Consider the following 19043-nt stretch of genomic DNA (forward strand, 5'->3'; position numbering starts at 1 on the left):
CTTACTCCGAAATCGTGGCCAGTGAAGGGGTAACGGTTCCATCAGGTAGACGGGTGTTGAAGGGGAGGTCGGTGATCAGGTCGATGGCCATGCGTTGCGCCCGTTTGGCGATCATCTCCAGGGACGACACGAAGAAGTAGGTGCCACTGGTCATGTGGCCCAGCACCCGTATGTTCCGGTCGGGCTGGTCATACCGGTCGATCAGGGCGCCGCTGGCAAAGTCCACCCGTATGCCACCGCGCTCGTCACGCACGGCATGCCCACCCTGAAGTAGCTGCCAGAGCACGCCCGAGTCCTGCTCGGTTTCGACCCATTTCGCAGCACCGGTGGCGTTGACTACGTAGTCGTAGCTGCGGCGTTCGCCGGTTGCGCCATAACGTGCGCCGATCAGGTCTTCCTGTTGCCCCTCGAAATCGACGGCTCCAGCGAACAGACGCAGGGTGCCGGCCTCGATCAGGGTCCGCAGCTTCAGGGCATTGCCCAATGGCATAGGCGCACGCCGGGCCAGCCAATCGCGGGCAAAGCGTTGCGTGACCAGCGCTTGGTCTGCGGGGCCCAAAGCATTCCAGGCCGATTCGATGACTTCGTTGGTGGCGGCGAGGACCCTCTGCCAATCCCGTCTTTGCGTTGCCGCCTGAATTTCCTCATCCAACATCAGTTCTGGCCCGCTGACAGTGCTGAACAGCTCGCGCCAGTCGCCGCCGACCGAGCGCAGTTCGGCTCGCAGCAAACGCAGCAGGCTGCGCAGTGAAATGTGCCGGGTACCGCCGTGGCTCAAGTCGTCCAGGGCCTTGGCGCTGAGGTAGTGCAGGGTGTGCCGTGGGCCTGGCAGGCCACGAACGAAGGGCAGGCGGCCGGAGTTCGACACCATGTCGATCTCCCCCTTGAAGCCCAGTGCGGTCAGGCTAAGCGCCACGTCGACCGCGGAGAGGCCAGTGCCGATGACGCAGATCCGCTGACCGATAATGATCGGGGCAATCTGTTCACTGATCGGATAAGGGGCGCGAATGAACCGGTAATGATCGTCCAACCGGTAATGATCCCGTGGCCCGGTATTGCCGACGGCCAGGATGATGCGGTCGGCCACATGGCTCGATGTGGCGGTGGTCAGGCTGTAGCGCGTGCCCTTGTGGATTGCGCCGACCCGCGCATGCACCACGTCGATATCCAGGCCTTTGCGCCGGGCCATGGCGCATGTCTCGGCAAAGAAATCGCTGAGAAACCGCCCGAAGACCGAGCGTGGCACGAAGGCTTCGGAAAGATTGGTGCTGGACACCGGCTTGAGTTCGTCTGCGTGATGGGCTTTCCAGCGCAACCAGGCGGAGAACGTCGAGAAGTCGTTGGCGCAGACCGACATGGTTTCGGCCACTCGATTGAGCAACAGCGTGTCAACATCCGGGTGATAGGCCAATCCTGGACCGACCGTGGTGCGAGGTTCGAACACCTGGATGCGGATTGCTGCCGCCCGTTCGCGGCTGATCGATGACACAAAATGGTGGAGAAAGGCGACGCAAGCGCCGCCGCCACCGATAACCGCGAGGGTGAATTTAGGGGGTTGTTCTGTAGAAACCATGTCGCTCTCGGGCGTCCGTTGCTGAGCCGCGAAAGTTAGGCGCTTTGTGGTTTAATCCTAAGAGCCATTAACCCCTAAATTGATTGGACCACTATGAGCCGAGGAAAGGTTTCAGTTCCCCTTGATCTGCCTCAACCAGACAGCCTGTGGGACGGCTCGAGGGCGGCTGGTAAACAGGAAAGCGCCTATGAGGCGCTGCGCAGTGCAATCCTCAGCAAGCTGTTGCCAGCCGGCAGCCGGTTACCCTCGACCCGGACGCTGGCACAGCGCTGGTCATTGTCGCGAGGCACGCTGGAGACGGTGTTTGATCGCTTGAGCGGCGAGGGTTATGTGATTCGCGTCTCCGGTTCCGGGACGCGGGTCTGCGCGGTGGTGCCTGATCTATTTATCGCCGCACCCGTGTTGGAAGCGGCGCAGGTGCTGCAATCCCGGACCGATGGCGAGCAATCGCTTCTGAAGTCGGCCCCTGAGGTCGGCGTGCGGGTGGGGGTACCGTTTGTCGCGCGGCTGGCGGATCCGGACTTGTTTCCAATCCCGGCCTGGTCGCGCTCTGTGGCCAAAGCCATGGCTGCGGCGTCGGCGCAATTGCTCTGCTCCCCCTACGCTGGGGGCATGCAGGCGCTGCGGGAACAGATTGCCGACTATCTGGGTAAATACCGCGGTATCCGCTGCAATCCTGAGGACCTGATCGTCACAACCGGCATTCGCCATTCCATCGATTTGGTCGCCCGGAGTCTGGTGAGTAGCGGCGATAAAGTCTGCGTAGAAGACCCTGGGTATCACTCGGCAAAAAGAATTTTCTCGATGGCCGGGGCACGACTGGTCTACATCCCGGTCAAGCCAGACGGCATTGATGACCTGGAACTGCGCCGACACACGGATGCGCGCCTGGCCTACGTCACTCCGGCCCATCAATCGCCGCTCGGCGTGACACTCTCGGTCTCGCGGCGGCTGGCGCTGCTGGACTGGGCGAGCCGAACCGGGGCCTGGATCGTGGAGGACGATTACGACAGTGAGTTCAACTACAACAGCGCACCGCTTGCAGCGCTCAAGGCGCTCGATAAAGCGGACCGGGTCATCTACTGCGGCAGTTTCAACAAGACGCTGTTCGCCGGGCTGCGGGTCGGCTTTATGTTGGTGCCCGCTGCGTTGCGGAGCCAGCTGTTGAGTACTTTGCAGACCACCGGCCGCTCGGTGGGCATCACCGAACAGGCAGCGCTCACCGAGTACATCAAAAGCGGGGCGTTCGTCCGCCATTTGCGCTCGGCGCGGCAGGCCTATCAGGAGCGTCGCGATGCGCTGATCGCCTGTCTTGCCGAACATGCGCCGGGTCGTTACAGCATTTCAGGGCAGCATGCCGGGTTGCACTTCGTGTTGGGTCTGCCCGGGGGCGTCGACGAGGCCGACTTTTGCCGCCGGGCGGCGGCAGTCGGGTTGGTGTTGCAACCGATCAGTGAATTTTGCCAGGACGTTCGACTGCCGGCTGCGGTGATGATCGGTTTCACCGCGCTGAGCTTGTCGCAGGTGCGTTTCAGTGGCCGGAAACTGGCGGAGTTGTTGGCCCAGACTTGCCCATATAAACCGGACATCCACGCCTCAACCCAATAAGTTGATGCCGGGGTGTCGCTCACAGCCCCGTGCCCAGCACTTTCAGGTACTGGGGACTGTCGGAGATGGAATTGTGGCCTTTGTCTGGGATGACCTGCAGCGACGCCACGCCTGTGCTGAACTGCGCATAGAGCTGCTGGGTGCTGGTGCGAGGTACTATTTCGTCGTGCTCTGCCGCGATCAAGAGTGTTGGCACGGTGATCAGCGACGCGTAGCGCCAGGACTCGTATTTGTCCTTTAGCAGCCATTTCACCGGGAAAAAGGAAAGCCTGCTTTCGGCCAATCCCAGAAGGCTGTTATAGGGCGTAATCAGAACCAGCCGCGATATTGGCCGTTCGCTGGCGAGACGCATGGCGACGCCTGTGCCCAGGCTGCGACCCACAACCGTGATGTGGTGATGTTCGGTGTGGACCTTGTCGAACAAGGCCAGGGCATCCTGCTCGATTGCCGCCTCGGAGGGCGACCCGGCGCTGCCACCGAAGCCCCGGTAGTGAAGCAGGTAAAGGGCTTGATCCGGGAACGCTTGCGAAAACGGCAACAGATTCAGCGAAACATCCTCGGCGTTTCCGCCGAAGTAAATCAACGCATTCGGACCTGTGTGCGGCCTGACGGACACCAGCACCTTCGCGTCAGGCTCTGAAAGCTCAAGAACCGTCGTCGCGCTGCCCATGGAACGGGGCTGCGGGAAGTAGATGAGCGAGCGCTGAAACACGAACAACAGGAGACAGGCCAGTAGGTACAAAATGGCGGCCAATGCCAGGAGGGCTATCAGAATGCGCAGCATGCGGCTAATTATTGACATAAGCGTCAGCCACCCCAGTGACGTCAATGAGTGCCTACAGGGTAGTTGAGTGCGCGCGTGATGGTTGAGAGGATTCCAGCGACTTTCCGCATGCGATCTACAGGGCAGGGGATTTGGGGGATTTCGACGCCACGCCTAACGCCGGACTGTGGATTCCCGCCGAACTGGGTCTGGCGCCTGGTGTCAGTGCCACCGCCGTGATCAAGGCCTCGCACATTATTCTGGGTGTTCCGGTTTAAGGTTTGGCCTGACCCACATCACCCCAGCTGACGCGCCAGAAGCCGAATTCAATAATTCTGGTTGTGAATTGGGCACTCTTTCAGTCCGCGGCCTGCGCGACGAAAATTACCGAGGCGGGCCTGCCAGTCCGGGGATCGATCGGCTCGCGCAGTGCACAGAGACTCAAGCCGCTGGAGCCGAGCAACTCGATCCAGCTTCCCAGGGTTCTGAAATACCAGGGTGCCGGATCGCTGAACACTTCACTGAACCCGACCCAGGAACCCGTTCGCCAGCCGTCGATATAAGGGGCGTCGCCGCTGGCCATCACTGGATGCAGTGTCTGCACGATTAGCGTTCCGTCCGGCTGGAGCAACCGCGGCATGGCCCGGATCAGACGTTCTACCGACTCCTTGCCCAACAGGGAAAAGTTGCACACCACCGCATCGGCACGAACTTCCAGGCCTCCAGCCGCGATGTCTTCATAGGACAGAACGCGAAAGTCACCTGCACCAGCCTGTCTGGCGGCGTCCACCAGCGCCGGGACCACGTCGACACCCACCACTTCAATGGCGTGATTGTGGAGTTCGCGGGCCAGCCAGCCTTCACCGCAACCCAGATCGATGACCGTGCCCGGTGTGCACGCCAGCACGGCGTCGACGATGGCGCGATCAGTGACCAGGCGCCGACTGTCGATGACCCCGCTGCGTACCGCATCCACCCAAGGGGATGCATTACGTTGCCACGAGTCGATTATCTTGCTGTCACTCAAGGGTCTGATGCTCATGATGCCTCCACATGCACAGCGGATTCTCTTGGCTATCATTCGACAAGCATAGTCACCCGTAGATATCGAACGCGCAGAGCGACGCTCGTTAAAAACCATAACAAGGAGCTTGTAGCTTATGTCTGAAGTCACCCAACCACGCAACGGTGGGCAAATCCTGGTCGAAGCGCTGCTGCGCAACGCGGTGGACACTATTTATTGCGTGCCCGGCGAAAGCTATTTGCCGGTGCTCGATGCCCTGCATGACGCCCAAGCCATCCGCACCATCGTCACCCGCCATGAGGGCGCCGCCTCGAACATGGCCGACGCTTACGGCAAGCTGACTGGCCGCCCCGGCATCTGCTTCGTCACCCGTGGCCCCGGCGCCACCCATGCCAGCAACGGCGTGCACACGGCCAAACAGGATTCAACCCCGATGATTCTGTTCATCGGCCAGATCGAAAGTGCTTTCAAGGGCCGCGAAGCGTTTCAGGAAGTCGATTACAGGCAGATGTTCGGCGGCCTGGCGAAATGGGTGACTGAGATCGATAGCCTGGAACGCATTCCGGAAATCGTCGCCAAGGCGTTCAGCATCGCGCTCTCCGGGCGTCCGGGCCCAGTGGTGATCAGCCTCCCGGAAGAAGTGCTGTTCGGCAGCGGCCTGTGTGCCGACGCACCGCCGGTACGCATTGCATACGCTGCACCGGACCCGGCCGCGCTGGATGAATTGCGTGAGCTGCTAGGCGCCGCTCGTCAGCCGCTGGTGGTGCTGGGCGGCACCGGCTGGGATGCCAGGGCCAGCCAGGCGATCAAGCGCTTCGTGACGGCGAACAACCTGCCGGTGGCGGCCTCGTTCCGCCGCCAGGATCTGTTCGATAACCGCGATCCACATTACGTCGGTCAGTTGGGTCTCGGGGTATCGCCAAAGCTCGCCGAGCGTCTGCGCACCACTGACCTGTTGCTGGTGATCGGCTCACGCCTCAGCGAAACCGTGTCCAGTGGCTACACCTTGATCAAAAGCCCGGTGCCGACACAGCCACTGGTCCACGTGCATCCCGACCCGCAAGAGTTGGGTCGCGTGTATCAGGCGCGCTTACCGATCCTTTCGTCTCTGCGCGGTTTTGCCGCCGCGCTGGAGCACATGGAACCGCTCGCCGAGCAGCCATGGAAGGCCTGGACCCAGGCCGCACGCGCTGATTATTTGCAGCACTCGACGCCGCCTGAAGCGCATCCGCAACTGGCCGGTGTGGACATGGCGCAAGTGGTCGCGCACCTGAGCGACGTGCTGCCCGACGACGCCGTGATCAGCAACGGTGCCGGCAACTACGCCGTGTGGGTTCATCGCTTCTACCGTTATCGGCAACCGCGCACTCAGTTGGCGCCCACCAACGGCGCCATGGGTTACGGTTTTCCGGCGGCGATCGCGGCCAAGCTGCACAGGCCGGAACGCACAGTGGTCTGCTTTGCCGGTGATGGCTGCTTCATGATGTATCCGCAGGAGCTGGCGACCGCCATCCAGTTCGGCGCACCGCTGGTGGTCATCGTGGTCAACAACGGTATGTTGGGGACCATCCGTATGCACCAGGAACGTGAGTATCCAGGCCGGATATCCGCTACCGATCTGGTTAACCCGGACTTCGTGAGCTTTGCCAGATCCTTCGGCGCCTATGGCGAACGGGTCGAACGAACCGAGGATTTTCCCGCGGCATTCCAGCGCGCGCAGCAGGCTGGCGTTCCGGCGTTGATTGAGTTGCGCACCGACCCACGGCAGATATTGCCCCAGGCGCGCCTGGACTGAACAGCGTTGCTCGACCGGCAATCAACCCTGCAGGGTTCAGGTGAAGGGCTTAAGGCGTGAGAGGGATGCCTGGCCGAATGCAGTACAACATTCGGCCAGTCATCCTGGCGTACCCGTCAGGTGCGCGATCTCGACTCAGACAGCGAATCGGTCATTGCTTGACATAGCGGCCCGGCGCGGGCTCTAGCGGGGGGTATTCGTCGCTACCGATATGCGCCAACGCGGGCTGGAGCTCGCCGGAATGTTTGGCCAGCCAGCTGAACCAGTCGGTCCACCAACTTCCGGATTGCTGTTCGGCACCTTTGAACCAGGTGTCGGGGTTTTTCGTGGTTCGGCTATTTGTCCAGTAATGGCGTTTCTGTCTGGAGGGTGGATTGATCACGCCGGCGATATGCCCGGAAGCGCCCAGTACAAAACGCTTGGTTCCGGAGAGCAGCGCGGTGCTGGCATAGGCGCTCCTCCAGGGCACGATATGGTCGTCATGGGTTGCAAGAATGTAGGCGGGTGCATCAATCGCACTCAGGTCGAGCTTGACCCCACAGCACTCCAGCTCTCCTGACTTCAGGTCATTCTGCAAGTAGGTGTGGCGCAGGTACCAGCAGTACATCGGGCCTGGGAGATTGGTGCTGTCGTTATTCCAGAACAGCAGGTCAAGAGGAATCGGCTTCTGTCCCTTGAGGTATTTGTCGACGTTGTAGTTCCACCACAGCTCGTTGGGACGGAGCAGGGAGAAGGTATTGCCCATGTCCTCGCCACGAAACAGACCGGCCTCGTCACCCCGACGACCGATGGTGCGTTCGCGGTAGGCCACCAATTGTTCGTCGACGAATATGCTGATCGGGCCGGTATCGAGGTAGTCGAGGAAAGTAGTCAACAGACTGACGCTGGCGACTTCTTGGTCGCCGCGCGCTGCGAGTACTGCCAGTGCGCTGCTCAACAGGGTGCCGCCGATGCAGAAGCCCACGCAGTTGAGGCGCGGCTCGCCACTGATCGCCCGGGTCACCTGCAGGGCATTGATCACGCCGTGCTCGATCAGGTCATCCCAGGTGGTGTCAGCGTGTTCCTGGTCAAAGTTGCGCCAGGACATCATGAATACGGGATGACCTTGTTCCACCAGGTGGCGGACCATCGAGTTGTCCGGGCGCAGATCGAGGATGTAGTACTTGTTGATCGACGGCGGGACGATGAATACCGGACGCAGATACTGGGTTTCGCCCTGCGGGTAGTACTGAATGAGCTGGAACAGATCATTCTCGAAAACCACTTCGCCAGGGGTAATGGCCAGATCGACACCGACCTCGAAGTCGCCGCTATCGCATTGGCGCATCTTGCCTTCGCGCAGGTCGCTGGCCAGGTGCTGCAGACCCGTGAACAGGCTGGCACCTTTGGTCTCTACCATGCGCTCGAGGGCATCGGGGTTGCTTGCCAGGAAGTTGCTGGGTGCATTGGCGGCGATGGCTTGCTCGACCAGATAGCGCAGGCGTTGGCGCGGCTTTTGTTCTTCGATCGCAAGCGTATCGAGCAGCTTCATGAGAAAGCTGGCGTTGAGCAGGTAGAAGGCGGCCAGGGAGCCGAACAGTGGTTCGCTCCAGTTGCCGCTGGCGAAACGTCGATCATCGAAGCTGAATGGCTGGCCGGTCAGCAACTTCTGGCCAAGCTGGCCCCATTCAAGTTGGTAATCAGCTTGAAGGCGATTGAGGGTCTCGGCGGGCAAATCGAACCAGGCGCCATGCTCATGCCCTTTAAACCAGGGATTAGTGCTGACCCAGAGGCGCAATTGTTGGACGGCAAAGGAGGCGATAAAAGGAACCTGGCCTGACCAGTAGGTGTTGAATGTATGTGAGTTGTCCATAGAGCTCCTTGCCCGGGAAGACGAACCGGTCAAAAAAAAGCCGCACTCTGTCTGAGTCCGGTGCAGCGATAGTCGGAAGGTGGGCAGCACCGTTTTGATACCAGCGTGATAGTGGGCGGGGGTCCCAAGCCCGCCCGTGGATTGCTGATATAGCGTTGACTAGCGCTCGATGGCCACGCCGACGCCTTGGCCGCCGCCGATGCACAGGGTGGCCAGACCTTTTTTGCCGTCACGGCGGATCAGTTCGTGCAACAGCGACACCAGTACCCGAGCCCCGGACGCTCCGATCGGGTGACCCAGCGCAATCGCGCCACCGTTGACGTTGACTTTGCTGGCGTCCCAACCCAGCTCTTGGCCAACCGCTAGCGACTGGGCGGCAAAGGCTTCGTTGGCTTCGATCAGGTCCAGGTCGTCCAGACTCCAGCCCGCTTTCTCCAGGGTGAGACGTGTCGCCGGGACCGGGCCGATGCCCATGATCGACGGGTCCACGCCTGCACTGGCGTAGGCTTTGATGCGGGCCAGGATCGGCAGACCCAGGGCCTCTGCTTTGGCGGCACTGGCCAGCAACAAGACGGCGGCGCCATCGTTGAGGGTCGAGGAGTTGCCGGCGGTGACAGTGCCATCTTTCTTGAAGGCAGGTTTGAGTTTCGCCAGAGCTTGTGCGGTGCTGTCGACGCGCGGCTGTTCGTCCGTATCGAAGACCAGCGGGTCGCCCTTGCGCTGAGGAATCAGGATCGGGGTGATTTCGCTCTTGAAGCGCCCGCCCTCAATGGCAGCCGCGGCTTTCTGTTGCGAGGCGGCGGCGAAGGCATCCTGTTGATCGCGGGTGATGCTGTACTTTTGCGCCAGATTCTCGGCAGTGATGCCCATGTGGTAGTCGTTGAAAGAGTCCCACAGACCATCCTCGATCATGCTGTCGACCAGTTGCGCATGACCCATGCGCAGACCGGTGCGTGCCTTAGGCAGAACATAGGGGGCCAGGCTCATGTTTTCCTGGCCGCCAGCAATTACCAACTCGGCGTCGCCGCAACGGATCGCCTGGACGGCGAGGTGGACCGCCTTGAGACCGGAGCCGCAGACCTTGTTCAAGGTCAGGGCAGGCGTGGTATGCGGCAAACCGGCTTTGATCGCCGTCTGGCGTGCCGGGTTTTGCCCAGCGCCGGCAGTGAGTACCTGACCGAGGATCACCTCATCGATCTGCGCCGGATCGATACCCGTCTGCTCCAGCAGACTGCGGATCACAGCGGCACCCAGTTCGGTGGCGGGGATGCCGGACAGAGCACCCTGAAAGCTGCCGATGGCAGTGCGCGTAGCGGCAACGATTACGACTTCGTTCATGCATAACCTCATTGGGGAGACAAAGATTAAAAATTGTCGAACAGGACCAGGGCATCCATGCCCTGGGTGGGCTACTGCATGTTCATGCCGCCGTTTACCGAGAAGTCGGCACCGGTGCTGTAGGCGGACTCATCGGAGGCCAGCCAGGCCACGATCGATGCGATTTCTTCAGGCTTGCCAAGGCGACCGACCGGAATTCCGGTGATCATGGTGTCGAGAATGTCCGGGCGTATTGCCGCGGTCATGCTGGTCTCGATGTAGCCAGGGGATACGGTATTGACGGTCACACCCTTGCCGCTGACTTCGCGGGCCAGGGCCATGGTGAAACCATGAATACCGGCCTTGGCGGCAGAGTAGTTGGTCTGGCCGAACTGACCGCGTTGGCCGTTGATCGAGGAGATGTTGATGATCCGCCCCCAACCTTTGGCCAACATGCCTTCAATCACCTGCTTGGAGGTGTTGAACAGACTGTTCAGGTTGGTCCCGATTACGGTGTTCCAGTCTTCCGGGGTGAGCTTGCGAAAGGAGGCGTCGCGAGTGATGCCAGCGTTGTTGACCAGTACAGCGATCTGGCCGATGTTTTCGCGCACCATTTCGAAGGCTTTGCGGGTTGATTCCCAATCGGTGATGTCGGTCTCGACACATTCGAACTGATAACCGGCCTCCAGTTGACTTGCCAGCCAGGCATCCTTGCGGCTGGAGTTTGCGCTGCAACCGACGACTACCCTGAACCCATCCTTGTACAGACGCTGGCTGATCGCTGTGCCAATGCCACCCATCCCACCCGTTACCACTGCAATACGATTACGAGACTCCATGGACAACTTCCTTTTTGTGTTTGTGCGTGCAAGATAAGTTATTGTTCCGTATCGACAAGTCTTGCGGAAGTGTTTGGCGGTGACTGTTTGGTGTCCATCGGTGCCATGTTGGCGTTTTGAAACACCGCTGGAACAAAGAGAGCACAACCTATGCCTGGATCAATGCCGGGTACTGAAAGTGCCGCTACCATCAGCTTCAGCGCAGGTCCGCATTGGCTCCGTAAAGGATGTTCGGCTCCACAGGTCGTAGAGGTTGTCATGTATAGAGTGAGTACAGGTTATGCGAGTGTGCTGGTGAATACGCTCTCGGCTGAAGGCTTGGATGCGGTCACTTTGTGCCAGGAGGCGGGGCTGGATATGAAGATTCTGGGTCAACAGGGAGCCTTCTATCCGCGAAATTCTATCTGCCGGCTGTGGGAGTTGGCCGCTCAACAATCTGGCAATCCGAATATTGGTCTGAAAGCCTACGGGCATATACATCCGGGCAGTCTGCAGATCGTGGGGTACACGATGATGTCCAGCTTGAATCTGAAACGAGCCCTCGAGCGTTTGGTTCGTTTCAGTCCGTTGATTGGTACTGGAGTCAGCCTTTTTTTCGTTCAAGAACAGCAGCATTTTCGCCTGGCCGCACTTGATCACGAGCAATACGACTCGGGTAAACCCCGGCAATACGCCGACGCCGGGCTTGCTTCGCTTCTTGGTTTCTGCCGCTGGCTCACGGGTGGAAATCTACCGCAACCTCTGAATGTAGAGTTCACCTACGCGGAACCGGAGGATACGTCAGCGCATCAGCGGCTTTTTGATTGTCCGTTACGTTTTGGGGCTGCCTTTGACAGCATCTTGTTCGATGGGCAGGACCTTCTGCATCCTTTGAGTATGGCCAACGAGGCGTTGGCCAAAGTTCATGACAGTTTTGCCGAGGCTCAGTTGGACCAGTCGTTCGGCTTCTCTATTCTTGGCAGGATTCGCGGGCTGATCACTCAGCGCTTGAGCCAAGGGCAGGGGCCGTATGATATGGAGTCGATAGCCGCAGCGCTCAACATCAGCAAGCGAACGCTGCAACGAGCGCTTGAGAGGGACGGTACGCAATTCAAAGACGTCTTGAGTGATTTGCGTCGGCAAATGGCCGACTTCTATTTGCGCCACTCTCATTACAATATGAAGCATGTGGCCTATCTCCTTGGCTTCCACGATCACAGTAGCTTCCATAAAGCCTGCTGCCGCTGGTTTGGTATGCCCCCTGGCCAGTATCGAACCGATGACTCGCCGCTCAAGATCGAGGAAGGAAAGCTTCGTCTAGTGGGGTAAAAAATGAGGCGATGCCCCTAGATCCTGCTCATTCCGGCTTGCTCCCTTTGGTCGTTTTACTCGTAGGACGTTTGCGCGGGGTTGCAGGAGTGGGTGCCGGTGGTGGAGAAGCTGGGGGCGTTGCTGGCTGAGCTTTTTTCGACCGCGTTTTGGCCGGGGGCGAAGTGACGGCTTTGGTGGCCTGACGGCTGGAATCGGTGGTTTTGGTGGTGTTTTTGCCGAGCGCGGGAGGCGTCGCTACGGACTCAGTTTGTTCGACCTTCAAGGGTGCCACCTCGGTCGGCTGCGACGGCAACGGCAACGGCAACGGCTGAGGTTGAGGTTGAGGTTGAGGTTGCTCCTGGTGGTCTACCTCAACGACAGCAGTCTCAACGACAGCAGTGGGTGCACTGGGTGGTTCGGTCAGGCTAAAGCCTGGCAGGGGAGACTCGAGCAGCGTGTGCAGCTCACGCCAGAGTTCGCCGATGGCCCCTTCAGCCGTCAGCAACTCTGGCACCAATTGCGCCACGGCTGCCAGGACCTGCTCGCGTGCCTCGCGCTCGGGGAGCAATAAGAGCAGGCTGTGCAGGCTTTCTTCAGGGTGAGCGAAGACCAGCAGGTTTTGCAGTCGTACCGTTTCGCGCAGGGTAACTGGGTCGACGGTGTAGTGCAGGACCAGCGCATGGCCTTGCAGGACCAGTTGCTCGACGCGTTGCTTGCCGATCTTGTCGCTATTGCGGCCAAGCAAAATCAGGATCCGTACCAGTGCTTCCAATCTGCCGCCGTGGGGCAGCGCATCATGCAGGCGTTCGATCAGGGCCTTGTCCTGCAGGTTGGCTTGCTCTTGGGGATTTCGCGCAGGCTGATTGCTGGTGAGGGCACTCAGCCCGCCATACACGCTGTAGAAGCACAGTTCCTGGGATGCATCGCGGACATCACGATAAGCGTTGAGGGTGTCTTGCATTTGGTTGGAGAACAGGTCCTGCCAGGCCAGCAGCGGATTGTCTGCGCGTGCAGGGCGACGATCGCTGCGTACCACTGCGGCGGTACCTGCCAGCCACCACAATGCCGGATTCAGGCTGCTCCATACCACCTGTTGCTGATGGAAGGGGTGTGACTTGCGCATCAGTTCGGCAGTTGGCTCATTGATCACCTGGCGCATCCAGGGACGTATAAACCAGTCATAAAGCGTGCTGTTGACTTCCGAGGCACGCTCTACCAGAGCGAATTCGCGCTCGTCGTCACGCACCGGTTTGCCATCACCGTGGATATCGGCGATACGCCTCGATTCGAAACGCACGGAATATTCCGGGATGCCGCTGCCTGATGGGTCCGGCAGATCGTCGATCAGCAGTTCATACAATCCCGCCGGCAGTGCATTGATGGCGTCGACAGCGCCGAGCAACTCGCGGTGTTCACGTCGGGCAACCTTGCCGGAAACGAAGATGCCCAGATGGCCGATGCTGGCGTGTTGCAGGTAGACGATGGTGCGTCCGGCGCTACGCAAGGCAAGATCGCTGGGATAGACATCGGCGATCCAGTTCAATGCCTGCTGTGGGGAGGCGATGTTGTCTCCATAGGAGCAGAACACGACCACCGGTACTTCGATCCGTTTCAGGTCAAGCCCGGTGCTCTTGCGCCCGAGGCCCCCGGACAGATGGTTGCCGATGAACAGGTCGTCGACAATCATCTCGATTTCTTCGCCATTGAGCAGGGTAGGGCTGCCCCACCAGCGTTCGAAGTCGAGAAAGCGCGGAGCCTCGCTATCGACTTGACGGAACAGGTGGTAGTACTTGCCCCAATAGGTGTTGGCCGGGTCCAGGTTCTCGAAGTTGCTGACCAGCCAGGTACCGTCGAAACGGTCATTGCCCAGATCGCTGCCCAGGCGAGTCATCCAGGCTCCGCCCAGCAGGCCGCCGGCATAACGCATCGGGTTGCGTCCATCGACACCGGCCCAGTACGACAAGGGGGCACCATTGACGATGACCAACCCCGGCAGTTCCGGGCGCGCGGCAGCCAATCCCATTAAAGCCCAGCCGGCCTGGCAGTTGCCGATGACCACGGGCTTGTCACTGGCGGGATGGAGGGCGCTGACCACTTCGATGAAGTGGGCTTCGGCTTCGGCGATATCGTTAAGCGTTTGCCCAGGCTTGGGCGAGTGACTAAAGGCGATGAAATAGGTGGGGTGTCCGGCTCTGAGACTTTCGCCGATTTCCGAGTCTTGCTTGAAACCACCGATGCCCGAACCGTGGCCGCCGCGTGGGTCAATGATGATCACGGGCCGGCGGCTGTAGTCGATTTTTTGCTCTGGTCCGGGGAGGATTCGCAATAGCGAATAGTTTACCGGGTGCGGGAGGTCATCGCCGGCGATCAGCGTTTCATGGTCGAACTTGAGCAGCAGTGGATATCCGGCGCGCTCGTGGGCCAGGGTGTTATCGCCGCGCTGGCGTAAGGTGTCGCAGAACAGCAGGCTACGTTGGCCCAGGTCGGTGAAGTATTCCAGCCAGTCGTTGGCCGTGGGTTGCCTGAGTTGGCCCTGACCGAGTGGGGCAATGGTTTTTTCCTGGCGCCGGCCCACAGCGTCGAGGACGTTCTGGGTATTCAGGCGCTGCAGTTGGTTCAGGCGTTCGAGCAAGCTGTGGTGTGAGGAAAAGCGTTTCTCTTGCGCTGCAAAAAGATCTTCCTGGCCCATGATCATCTCCTGGGTTTGTGCGTGGTGAGCGGTTAGCTTCCATATCCAGTGTTCGAGAGGCGCCTGGCTAGGTCGATCTATTCGGTTGTGATGGATTTATAGCGAATAGTGTCGGGATGAGCAAAGGTTTTTTGCAGTGCACAAAAAAAGATTGCAAAGCAGATTTGTGCACTGCAATATTAAGGCTAACGCGATGACTCAGCCAGATCGCTATCGCGTCTCAGGCCCATGTCGGCCTTCTATTGCCAGGAGATTCACGCATGTCTTTTTTTGACTCGGAAAAGTTCCAAAACGCGCAGAAAGCCAATCTTGACCTTCTGCAGCAAATCAGCGGCAAAGTCTTCGCGAGTGTTGAACAGCTCAGTCAATTGCAGTTCAAGACACTGCAGGCTTCCAGCGAGGAATACTTCGACGGTTTTCGCAAGCTGCTCTCGGTACGAGACACTCAGGGGTTCGCCGAGCTACAGGCTTCTTTTACCCAGCCGAATGTGCAGGCCGAACGCCTGGCTGAGTACAATCGCAAAGTGCAAGAGCTGATCTCCGGCACCCAGTCGGACATCGCCAAACTGACCGAGCGTCAGGTCGAGGCGGGTGCCAAACAGGTACAAGAGTTCGTAGAAGTGATCAGCAAGAATGCACCGGCTGGCTCCGAGCCTGTTGTAGCTGTGCTCAAGTCGACACTGGCGAATGCCGGTAGCGTTTATGAAAACGCGCAAAAAGCTGCAAAACAGGCTGCTGACATCGCTCAGAGCGGTTTTGACGCAGCGACCTCCGCTGCCGGCAAAGCCACTCAGCAGGCGGGCAAAGCGGCAGGCGGTACCAAGTAAGTCAAATCAGCAATAGTTCTACCGATGGCGATGGGTTTATTCCCCATCGCCATTTTTTTTTCGTCCGTCGCCAGCTCCTGGTTGGCCCGGAGGTATGCCGCCGAACAGGCCGAAGAGGTTCTGAGTATTCAGGTACAGAGCCTTTGACTGGTCGACATATTGGCGCATCAAATCCTGCATGACGGGTGCCTGCTGGTGCAAGAACTCGCTCCAGGCCTCGGAGGACTGCGCGCCAGTTTGGGACTGGATGTCGATGACCGTCTGGATGCTTTTATCCAGGTAGCTGCCGAGGACTCCCTGAAAGGGGCCATAGAACTGGATAATCCCCATGAGCATCTCGCTGGAGAAAATCGGCTCGCCGCCACTTTCGGCCTCTTGAATGATCTGTAGCAAGATACTTCGGGTCAGATCCTCACCGCTCTTGGCGTCGACCACCTGGAACGGAATTCTATCGACTACCAACTGGCGTATATCCGCAAGGGTTAAATGACTGCTGGTGTATGTGTCATACAGGCGGCGGTTCGGGTACTTCTTGATCAGGCGGGTGTTGTTCCGGCTGTTATCTGTCATGCGGGAGTTCTCGTGGCGAGCCGGTTTGTCGGCATCTTAACCTACTATGGTCATTGCCGCGGGTCGGTGTCGTGCTAATGCTGGCGCGGAACTGCCTTGTGACGACTGATCTGCAAAATACCCCGTCGCTAGACGTAGGGCTGACCGTGGAATCCCCGTGGGAGTCGCTGCGGCCCTGGGATCTCGGTGAGTCTCTTTTGCCAGGATTCGCGCCAGGCATTCGCGGCGTGAGGGATTTTTGCTTTCCGCGCAGCTCTGCGCGCCTCATTCCGCGTAGCTTTGCGTGCCTCCTTGAACGCGTCGGTGCTACGACAGCTGCGGCATTTCACGCGTGCAAATTCGGTGGTGGAGGTGAGATTGCCGCCATGGCGGCCGCAGGCGAGGTGCCCGGCGATCTTGTAGTGAATAACCATCGATGAATCTCCTTCGCAGTGAGTGCGGGGGCTTGATCGTTTGCGATTCCATCATTGATTTAGACCGTTCGCTTTGGGCTGGGTTCGCTGGCGAAACGCTCGGTATGGACGCATCCAGCTTCTATTTTTGGCTGGGGTAACGTTGGTTGAATGACCCCGACATCTGAGCTTAGACCGCACTAAAGCGTATAAAACTATTGAAAAAAAGCGCTATTAGCTTTAAACGGATGGATCATTGGCACATCGCTGGTTATAGCAAGATGAGTACTGCCAGTTTCTGGCCCATGGAGCGCTGATGAGTTTCCGTCCTTTGACCGATACCCTGCAGCAATCGAATGATTGCGACGATGTCGCATTCGCTGGCAACAAGGACACGATCGAAGCACTGCTGGCCGCAGCGCGCAGCTGGGCCCACACCACGGCATGGGTGGTGTACAGAGCCGGCGAGCAGATGCATCTGGTGGGGCAGGGCGATCCTCGGGTGCAGTTTCCTGCCGGCATTGCGAACGAAGAGTTCGATGCGTTTTGCGTCGAATGGCAACTGCATCGCTGGCCAACGGGTAACGGCGAAAGCGTGCTGGGTTGGCTATTGGCGCCGTTGAGCGATGCGTCAGAGCCGGCCCTTGCCGACTTTGCTCTGCGTCTGGGGCTTCAGGTGCAGACCGATACGCTTGCACGGGCGCAGATCACCCAGCGTGTGCTGTACGAAATTACCTACCTTGCCAGTTCCACGCGCGACCGCTCGGTGTTCCTGGTGGGCGTTCATCGGTTACTTGCGAGCTTGATCGACGCCGAGAACTTCTACCTCGCGCTGTATGACCCGCGTAACGGCAAGATTACCTATCCCTATTATGTCGACATCATAGATGTCGATGCGCTGGAAGCCGAGAACTACGAGTTTCTCGATTCCAAGCACCTTTCCTTGACCGGGCAAGTGCTGACCAGCGGCCAGCCATTGCTCATCGATGCGGCCGGCATTCGTGCGGCACAAGCGCAAGGCCGATTCTTCTGCGTGGGCGACCGCCCCGAGTTTTGGATGGGCGCGCCGCTGAAAAACGCATCCGATGATGTGTTCGGCATGCTTGCCATGCAGGTGTACGACGTTTCCCGCGTTTACAGTGCAGAGGATCGTGCACTGTTCCTCGTCGTAGCACGCCATGTGGCCATGGCGCTGGATCGGATCCTGCACCGCGCGGACCTGGAAGAAACGGTGTTGCGCCGCACGTTGGAGCTGTCGGAACTCAACACTGCGTTGAGACTGGAAGTGGCGGAAAGAGAGCGTGCCGAACATCTGCAGAGCGCGCTTTTCCAGATTGCCGAACTCTCGAGTCAGCCCGGCGATATGGCGGAGCTTTTTCATCGCCTGCACAGCATCGTGGGCGATTTGCTGTTTGCGCGAAACTTCTACATCGCGCTCTTCGATGGCGCGACCGGAGAGGTCACGTTTCCTTATTACGTCGATGAGCAACTGACGACGTGCCCGCCGTCGCGCCGCGGTCAGCGTGGTTGCACCGAGTATGTGATACGCCAGCGACGGCCGTGTCTGATCGATTCGAATGAAGCCTCGCGGCTGGAGAGCGTCGGCGAAATCGAAATCGTCGATAGCTTCCTCCGATCCTGTTCGTGGCTTGGCATTCCGCTCTTCGATGGCGATGTAGTTCGGGGCGTGCTCGTGGTGCAAAGCTATACGCCCCAGGTGAGCTATTCGCTGCGCGATCAGGAGCTGTTGACGTTCGTGTCGCGTCATATCGACACCGCCTTGTCGCGCCGCAGCGCCGCTGAAGCGATACACGCGGCCAACCTCAAACTGGAAGCGCGGGTTCAGGACCGCACCCGCGAACTCGATCACGCCAATGCCAAGTTGCAACATGAGAACTCCCACGATGCGCTGACGGGTTTACCAAACCGAAGCTTTTTGCAGCAGCGTCTCGATTTGGCATGGTCGCAATTTGACCGTGAGGGCCAGCAACTCGCGGTGATGTTCATCGATCTTGACCGTTTCAAGATGGTGAATGACAGCCTTGGTCATCACTTTGGCGATCTGCTGCTGATGCAGGCCGCCCAGCGCTTGCGCAGTTGTCTGCGCGAGAGCGATTTGCTGGCGAGGCTCGGAGGTGACGAGTTTTCGGTGTTGGCGCCCGAAGCGCCGCTCGAAGCCGTGGTCGATATCGCGGAGCGTATTCTCGCCGCGTTCGATCTACCGTTTGTTATCAATGGCCATGAGGTGTTTTCCTCTTGCAGCATCGGGATCGTCAGTGCGGACCGTCAGTTTCACTACGAGCCGGCCGACTTGCTGCGCGACGCGGATACGGCGATGTACCGGGTCAAGAGCGGCGGTCGCGACAGCTATGCAGTGTTCAATCAAGAGGTGCGGCGCGAAGTATCGGATCAGGTGGAGCGCGAAGGGGCGCTACGCAACGCGCTCAAGCGCACTGACGAACTCGTGCCCTGGTTTCAGCCCATCGTCAGTGTCGAGACGGGGG

General features: G+C 59.3%; 14 protein-coding genes and 2 pseudogenes (1 of these 16 only partly in view). 7 read left to right on the forward strand and 9 right to left on the reverse strand.

The window, feature by feature from the left end:
- Position 1: 1 nt before the first annotated feature.
- Positions 2–1573, reverse strand: coding sequence for an FAD/NAD(P)-binding protein (locus AC1MEE_RS06810; protein ID WP_480414554.1), 1572 nt, complete (start codon positions 1571–1573; stop codon positions 2–4).
- A gap of 93 nt (positions 1574–1666) precedes the next feature.
- Here AC1MEE_RS06810 and pdxR point away from each other — a divergent pair, with 93 nt between their 5' ends.
- Complete coding sequence (pdxR, locus tag AC1MEE_RS06815) at positions 1667–3181, forward strand: MocR-like pyridoxine biosynthesis transcription factor PdxR (RefSeq protein ID WP_480414556.1); 1515 nt, start codon at positions 1667–1669, stop codon at positions 3179–3181.
- Between the two features lie 19 nt (positions 3182–3200).
- Here the strand turns inward: pdxR and AC1MEE_RS06820 are convergent, their stop codons facing one another.
- Complete coding sequence (locus AC1MEE_RS06820) at positions 3201–3965, reverse strand: alpha/beta hydrolase (protein ID WP_480414557.1); 765 nt, start codon at positions 3963–3965, stop codon at positions 3201–3203.
- 95 nt (positions 3966–4060) lie between these two features.
- On the opposite strand from AC1MEE_RS06820, the pseudogene AC1MEE_RS06825 reads away from it, so the two are divergent.
- Positions 4061–4138: pseudogene (locus AC1MEE_RS06825) on the forward strand (M24 family metallopeptidase); the annotation flags it as partial.
- Between the two features lie 3 nt (positions 4139–4141).
- Positions 4142–4222, forward strand: a pseudogene (locus AC1MEE_RS06830) (TOBE domain-containing protein); the annotation flags it as partial.
- An 80-nt stretch (positions 4223–4302) separates the two neighbouring features.
- On the opposite strand, the gene AC1MEE_RS06835 reads toward AC1MEE_RS06830, so the two are convergent.
- Positions 4303–4986 carry a class I SAM-dependent methyltransferase gene (locus AC1MEE_RS06835; RefSeq protein ID WP_480414558.1) on the reverse strand — a complete coding sequence of 228 codons (684 nt, stop codon included), beginning with the start codon at positions 4984–4986 and terminating at the stop codon, positions 4303–4305.
- A gap of 118 nt (positions 4987–5104) precedes the next feature.
- On the opposite strand from AC1MEE_RS06835, the gene AC1MEE_RS06840 reads away from it, so the two are divergent.
- The gene (locus tag AC1MEE_RS06840) at positions 5105–6763 is read left to right on the forward strand and encodes a thiamine pyrophosphate-binding protein (protein WP_480414559.1); all 1659 of its coding nucleotides are present in this window, start codon (positions 5105–5107) and stop codon (positions 6761–6763) included.
- A 151-nt stretch (positions 6764–6914) separates the two neighbouring features.
- Here AC1MEE_RS06840 and phaC read toward each other — a convergent pair whose 3' ends face one another.
- From phaC to phbB, 3 genes are all read right to left on the reverse strand, one after another.
- The gene (phaC, locus tag AC1MEE_RS06845) at positions 6915–8615 is read right to left on the reverse strand and encodes a class I poly(R)-hydroxyalkanoic acid synthase (protein ID WP_480414560.1); all 1701 of its coding nucleotides are present in this window, start codon (positions 8613–8615) and stop codon (positions 6915–6917) included.
- 159 nt (positions 8616–8774) lie between these two features.
- Positions 8775–9953, reverse strand: a complete 1179-nt coding sequence (locus AC1MEE_RS06850; protein ID WP_480414561.1) for an acetyl-CoA C-acetyltransferase — start codon at positions 9951–9953, stop codon at positions 8775–8777.
- Positions 9954–10024: 71 nt separating this feature from the next.
- The gene (gene phbB, locus AC1MEE_RS06855; protein WP_480414563.1) at positions 10025–10771 is read right to left on the reverse strand and encodes an acetoacetyl-CoA reductase; all 747 of its coding nucleotides are present in this window, start codon (positions 10769–10771) and stop codon (positions 10025–10027) included.
- 258 nt (positions 10772–11029) lie between these two features.
- Between phbB and AC1MEE_RS06860 the strand changes: the two genes are divergently transcribed.
- Positions 11030–12079, forward strand: coding sequence for an AraC family transcriptional regulator (locus AC1MEE_RS06860; protein WP_480414564.1), 1050 nt, complete (start codon positions 11030–11032; stop codon positions 12077–12079).
- Between the two features lie 28 nt (positions 12080–12107).
- On the opposite strand, the gene AC1MEE_RS06865 is transcribed toward AC1MEE_RS06860, so the two are convergent.
- The gene (locus tag AC1MEE_RS06865) at positions 12108–14750 is read right to left on the reverse strand and encodes a DUF3141 domain-containing protein (RefSeq protein WP_480414565.1); all 2643 of its coding nucleotides are present in this window, start codon (positions 14748–14750) and stop codon (positions 12108–12110) included.
- A 260-nt stretch (positions 14751–15010) separates the two neighbouring features.
- Between AC1MEE_RS06865 and phaP the strand changes: the two genes are divergently transcribed.
- Positions 15011–15577, forward strand: coding sequence for a TIGR01841 family phasin (phaP, locus tag AC1MEE_RS06870; protein WP_480414567.1), 567 nt, complete (start codon positions 15011–15013; stop codon positions 15575–15577).
- Between the two features lie 36 nt (positions 15578–15613).
- Here phaP and phaR read toward each other — a convergent pair whose 3' ends face one another.
- Entirely contained in the window at positions 15614–16147 is a 534-nt protein-coding gene (phaR, locus tag AC1MEE_RS06875) for a polyhydroxyalkanoate synthesis repressor PhaR (RefSeq protein WP_480414568.1), read from the reverse strand.
- 128 nt (positions 16148–16275) lie between these two features.
- Positions 16276–16560 carry a hypothetical protein gene (locus AC1MEE_RS06880; protein WP_480414569.1) on the reverse strand — a complete coding sequence of 95 codons (285 nt, stop codon included), beginning with the start codon at positions 16558–16560 and terminating at the stop codon, positions 16276–16278.
- Between the two features lie 295 nt (positions 16561–16855).
- Here AC1MEE_RS06880 and AC1MEE_RS06885 point away from each other — a divergent pair, with 295 nt between their 5' ends.
- Positions 16856–19043: the 5' portion of a bifunctional diguanylate cyclase/phosphodiesterase gene (locus tag AC1MEE_RS06885; protein WP_480414570.1), read on the forward strand. The gene runs 686 nt beyond the window's last position; the window shows 2188 of its 2874 coding nt (coding positions 1–2188); the start codon lies at positions 16856–16858; its stop codon lies off the right edge, out of view.

Source organism: Pseudomonas sp. ASL3 (assembly GCF_056680425.1).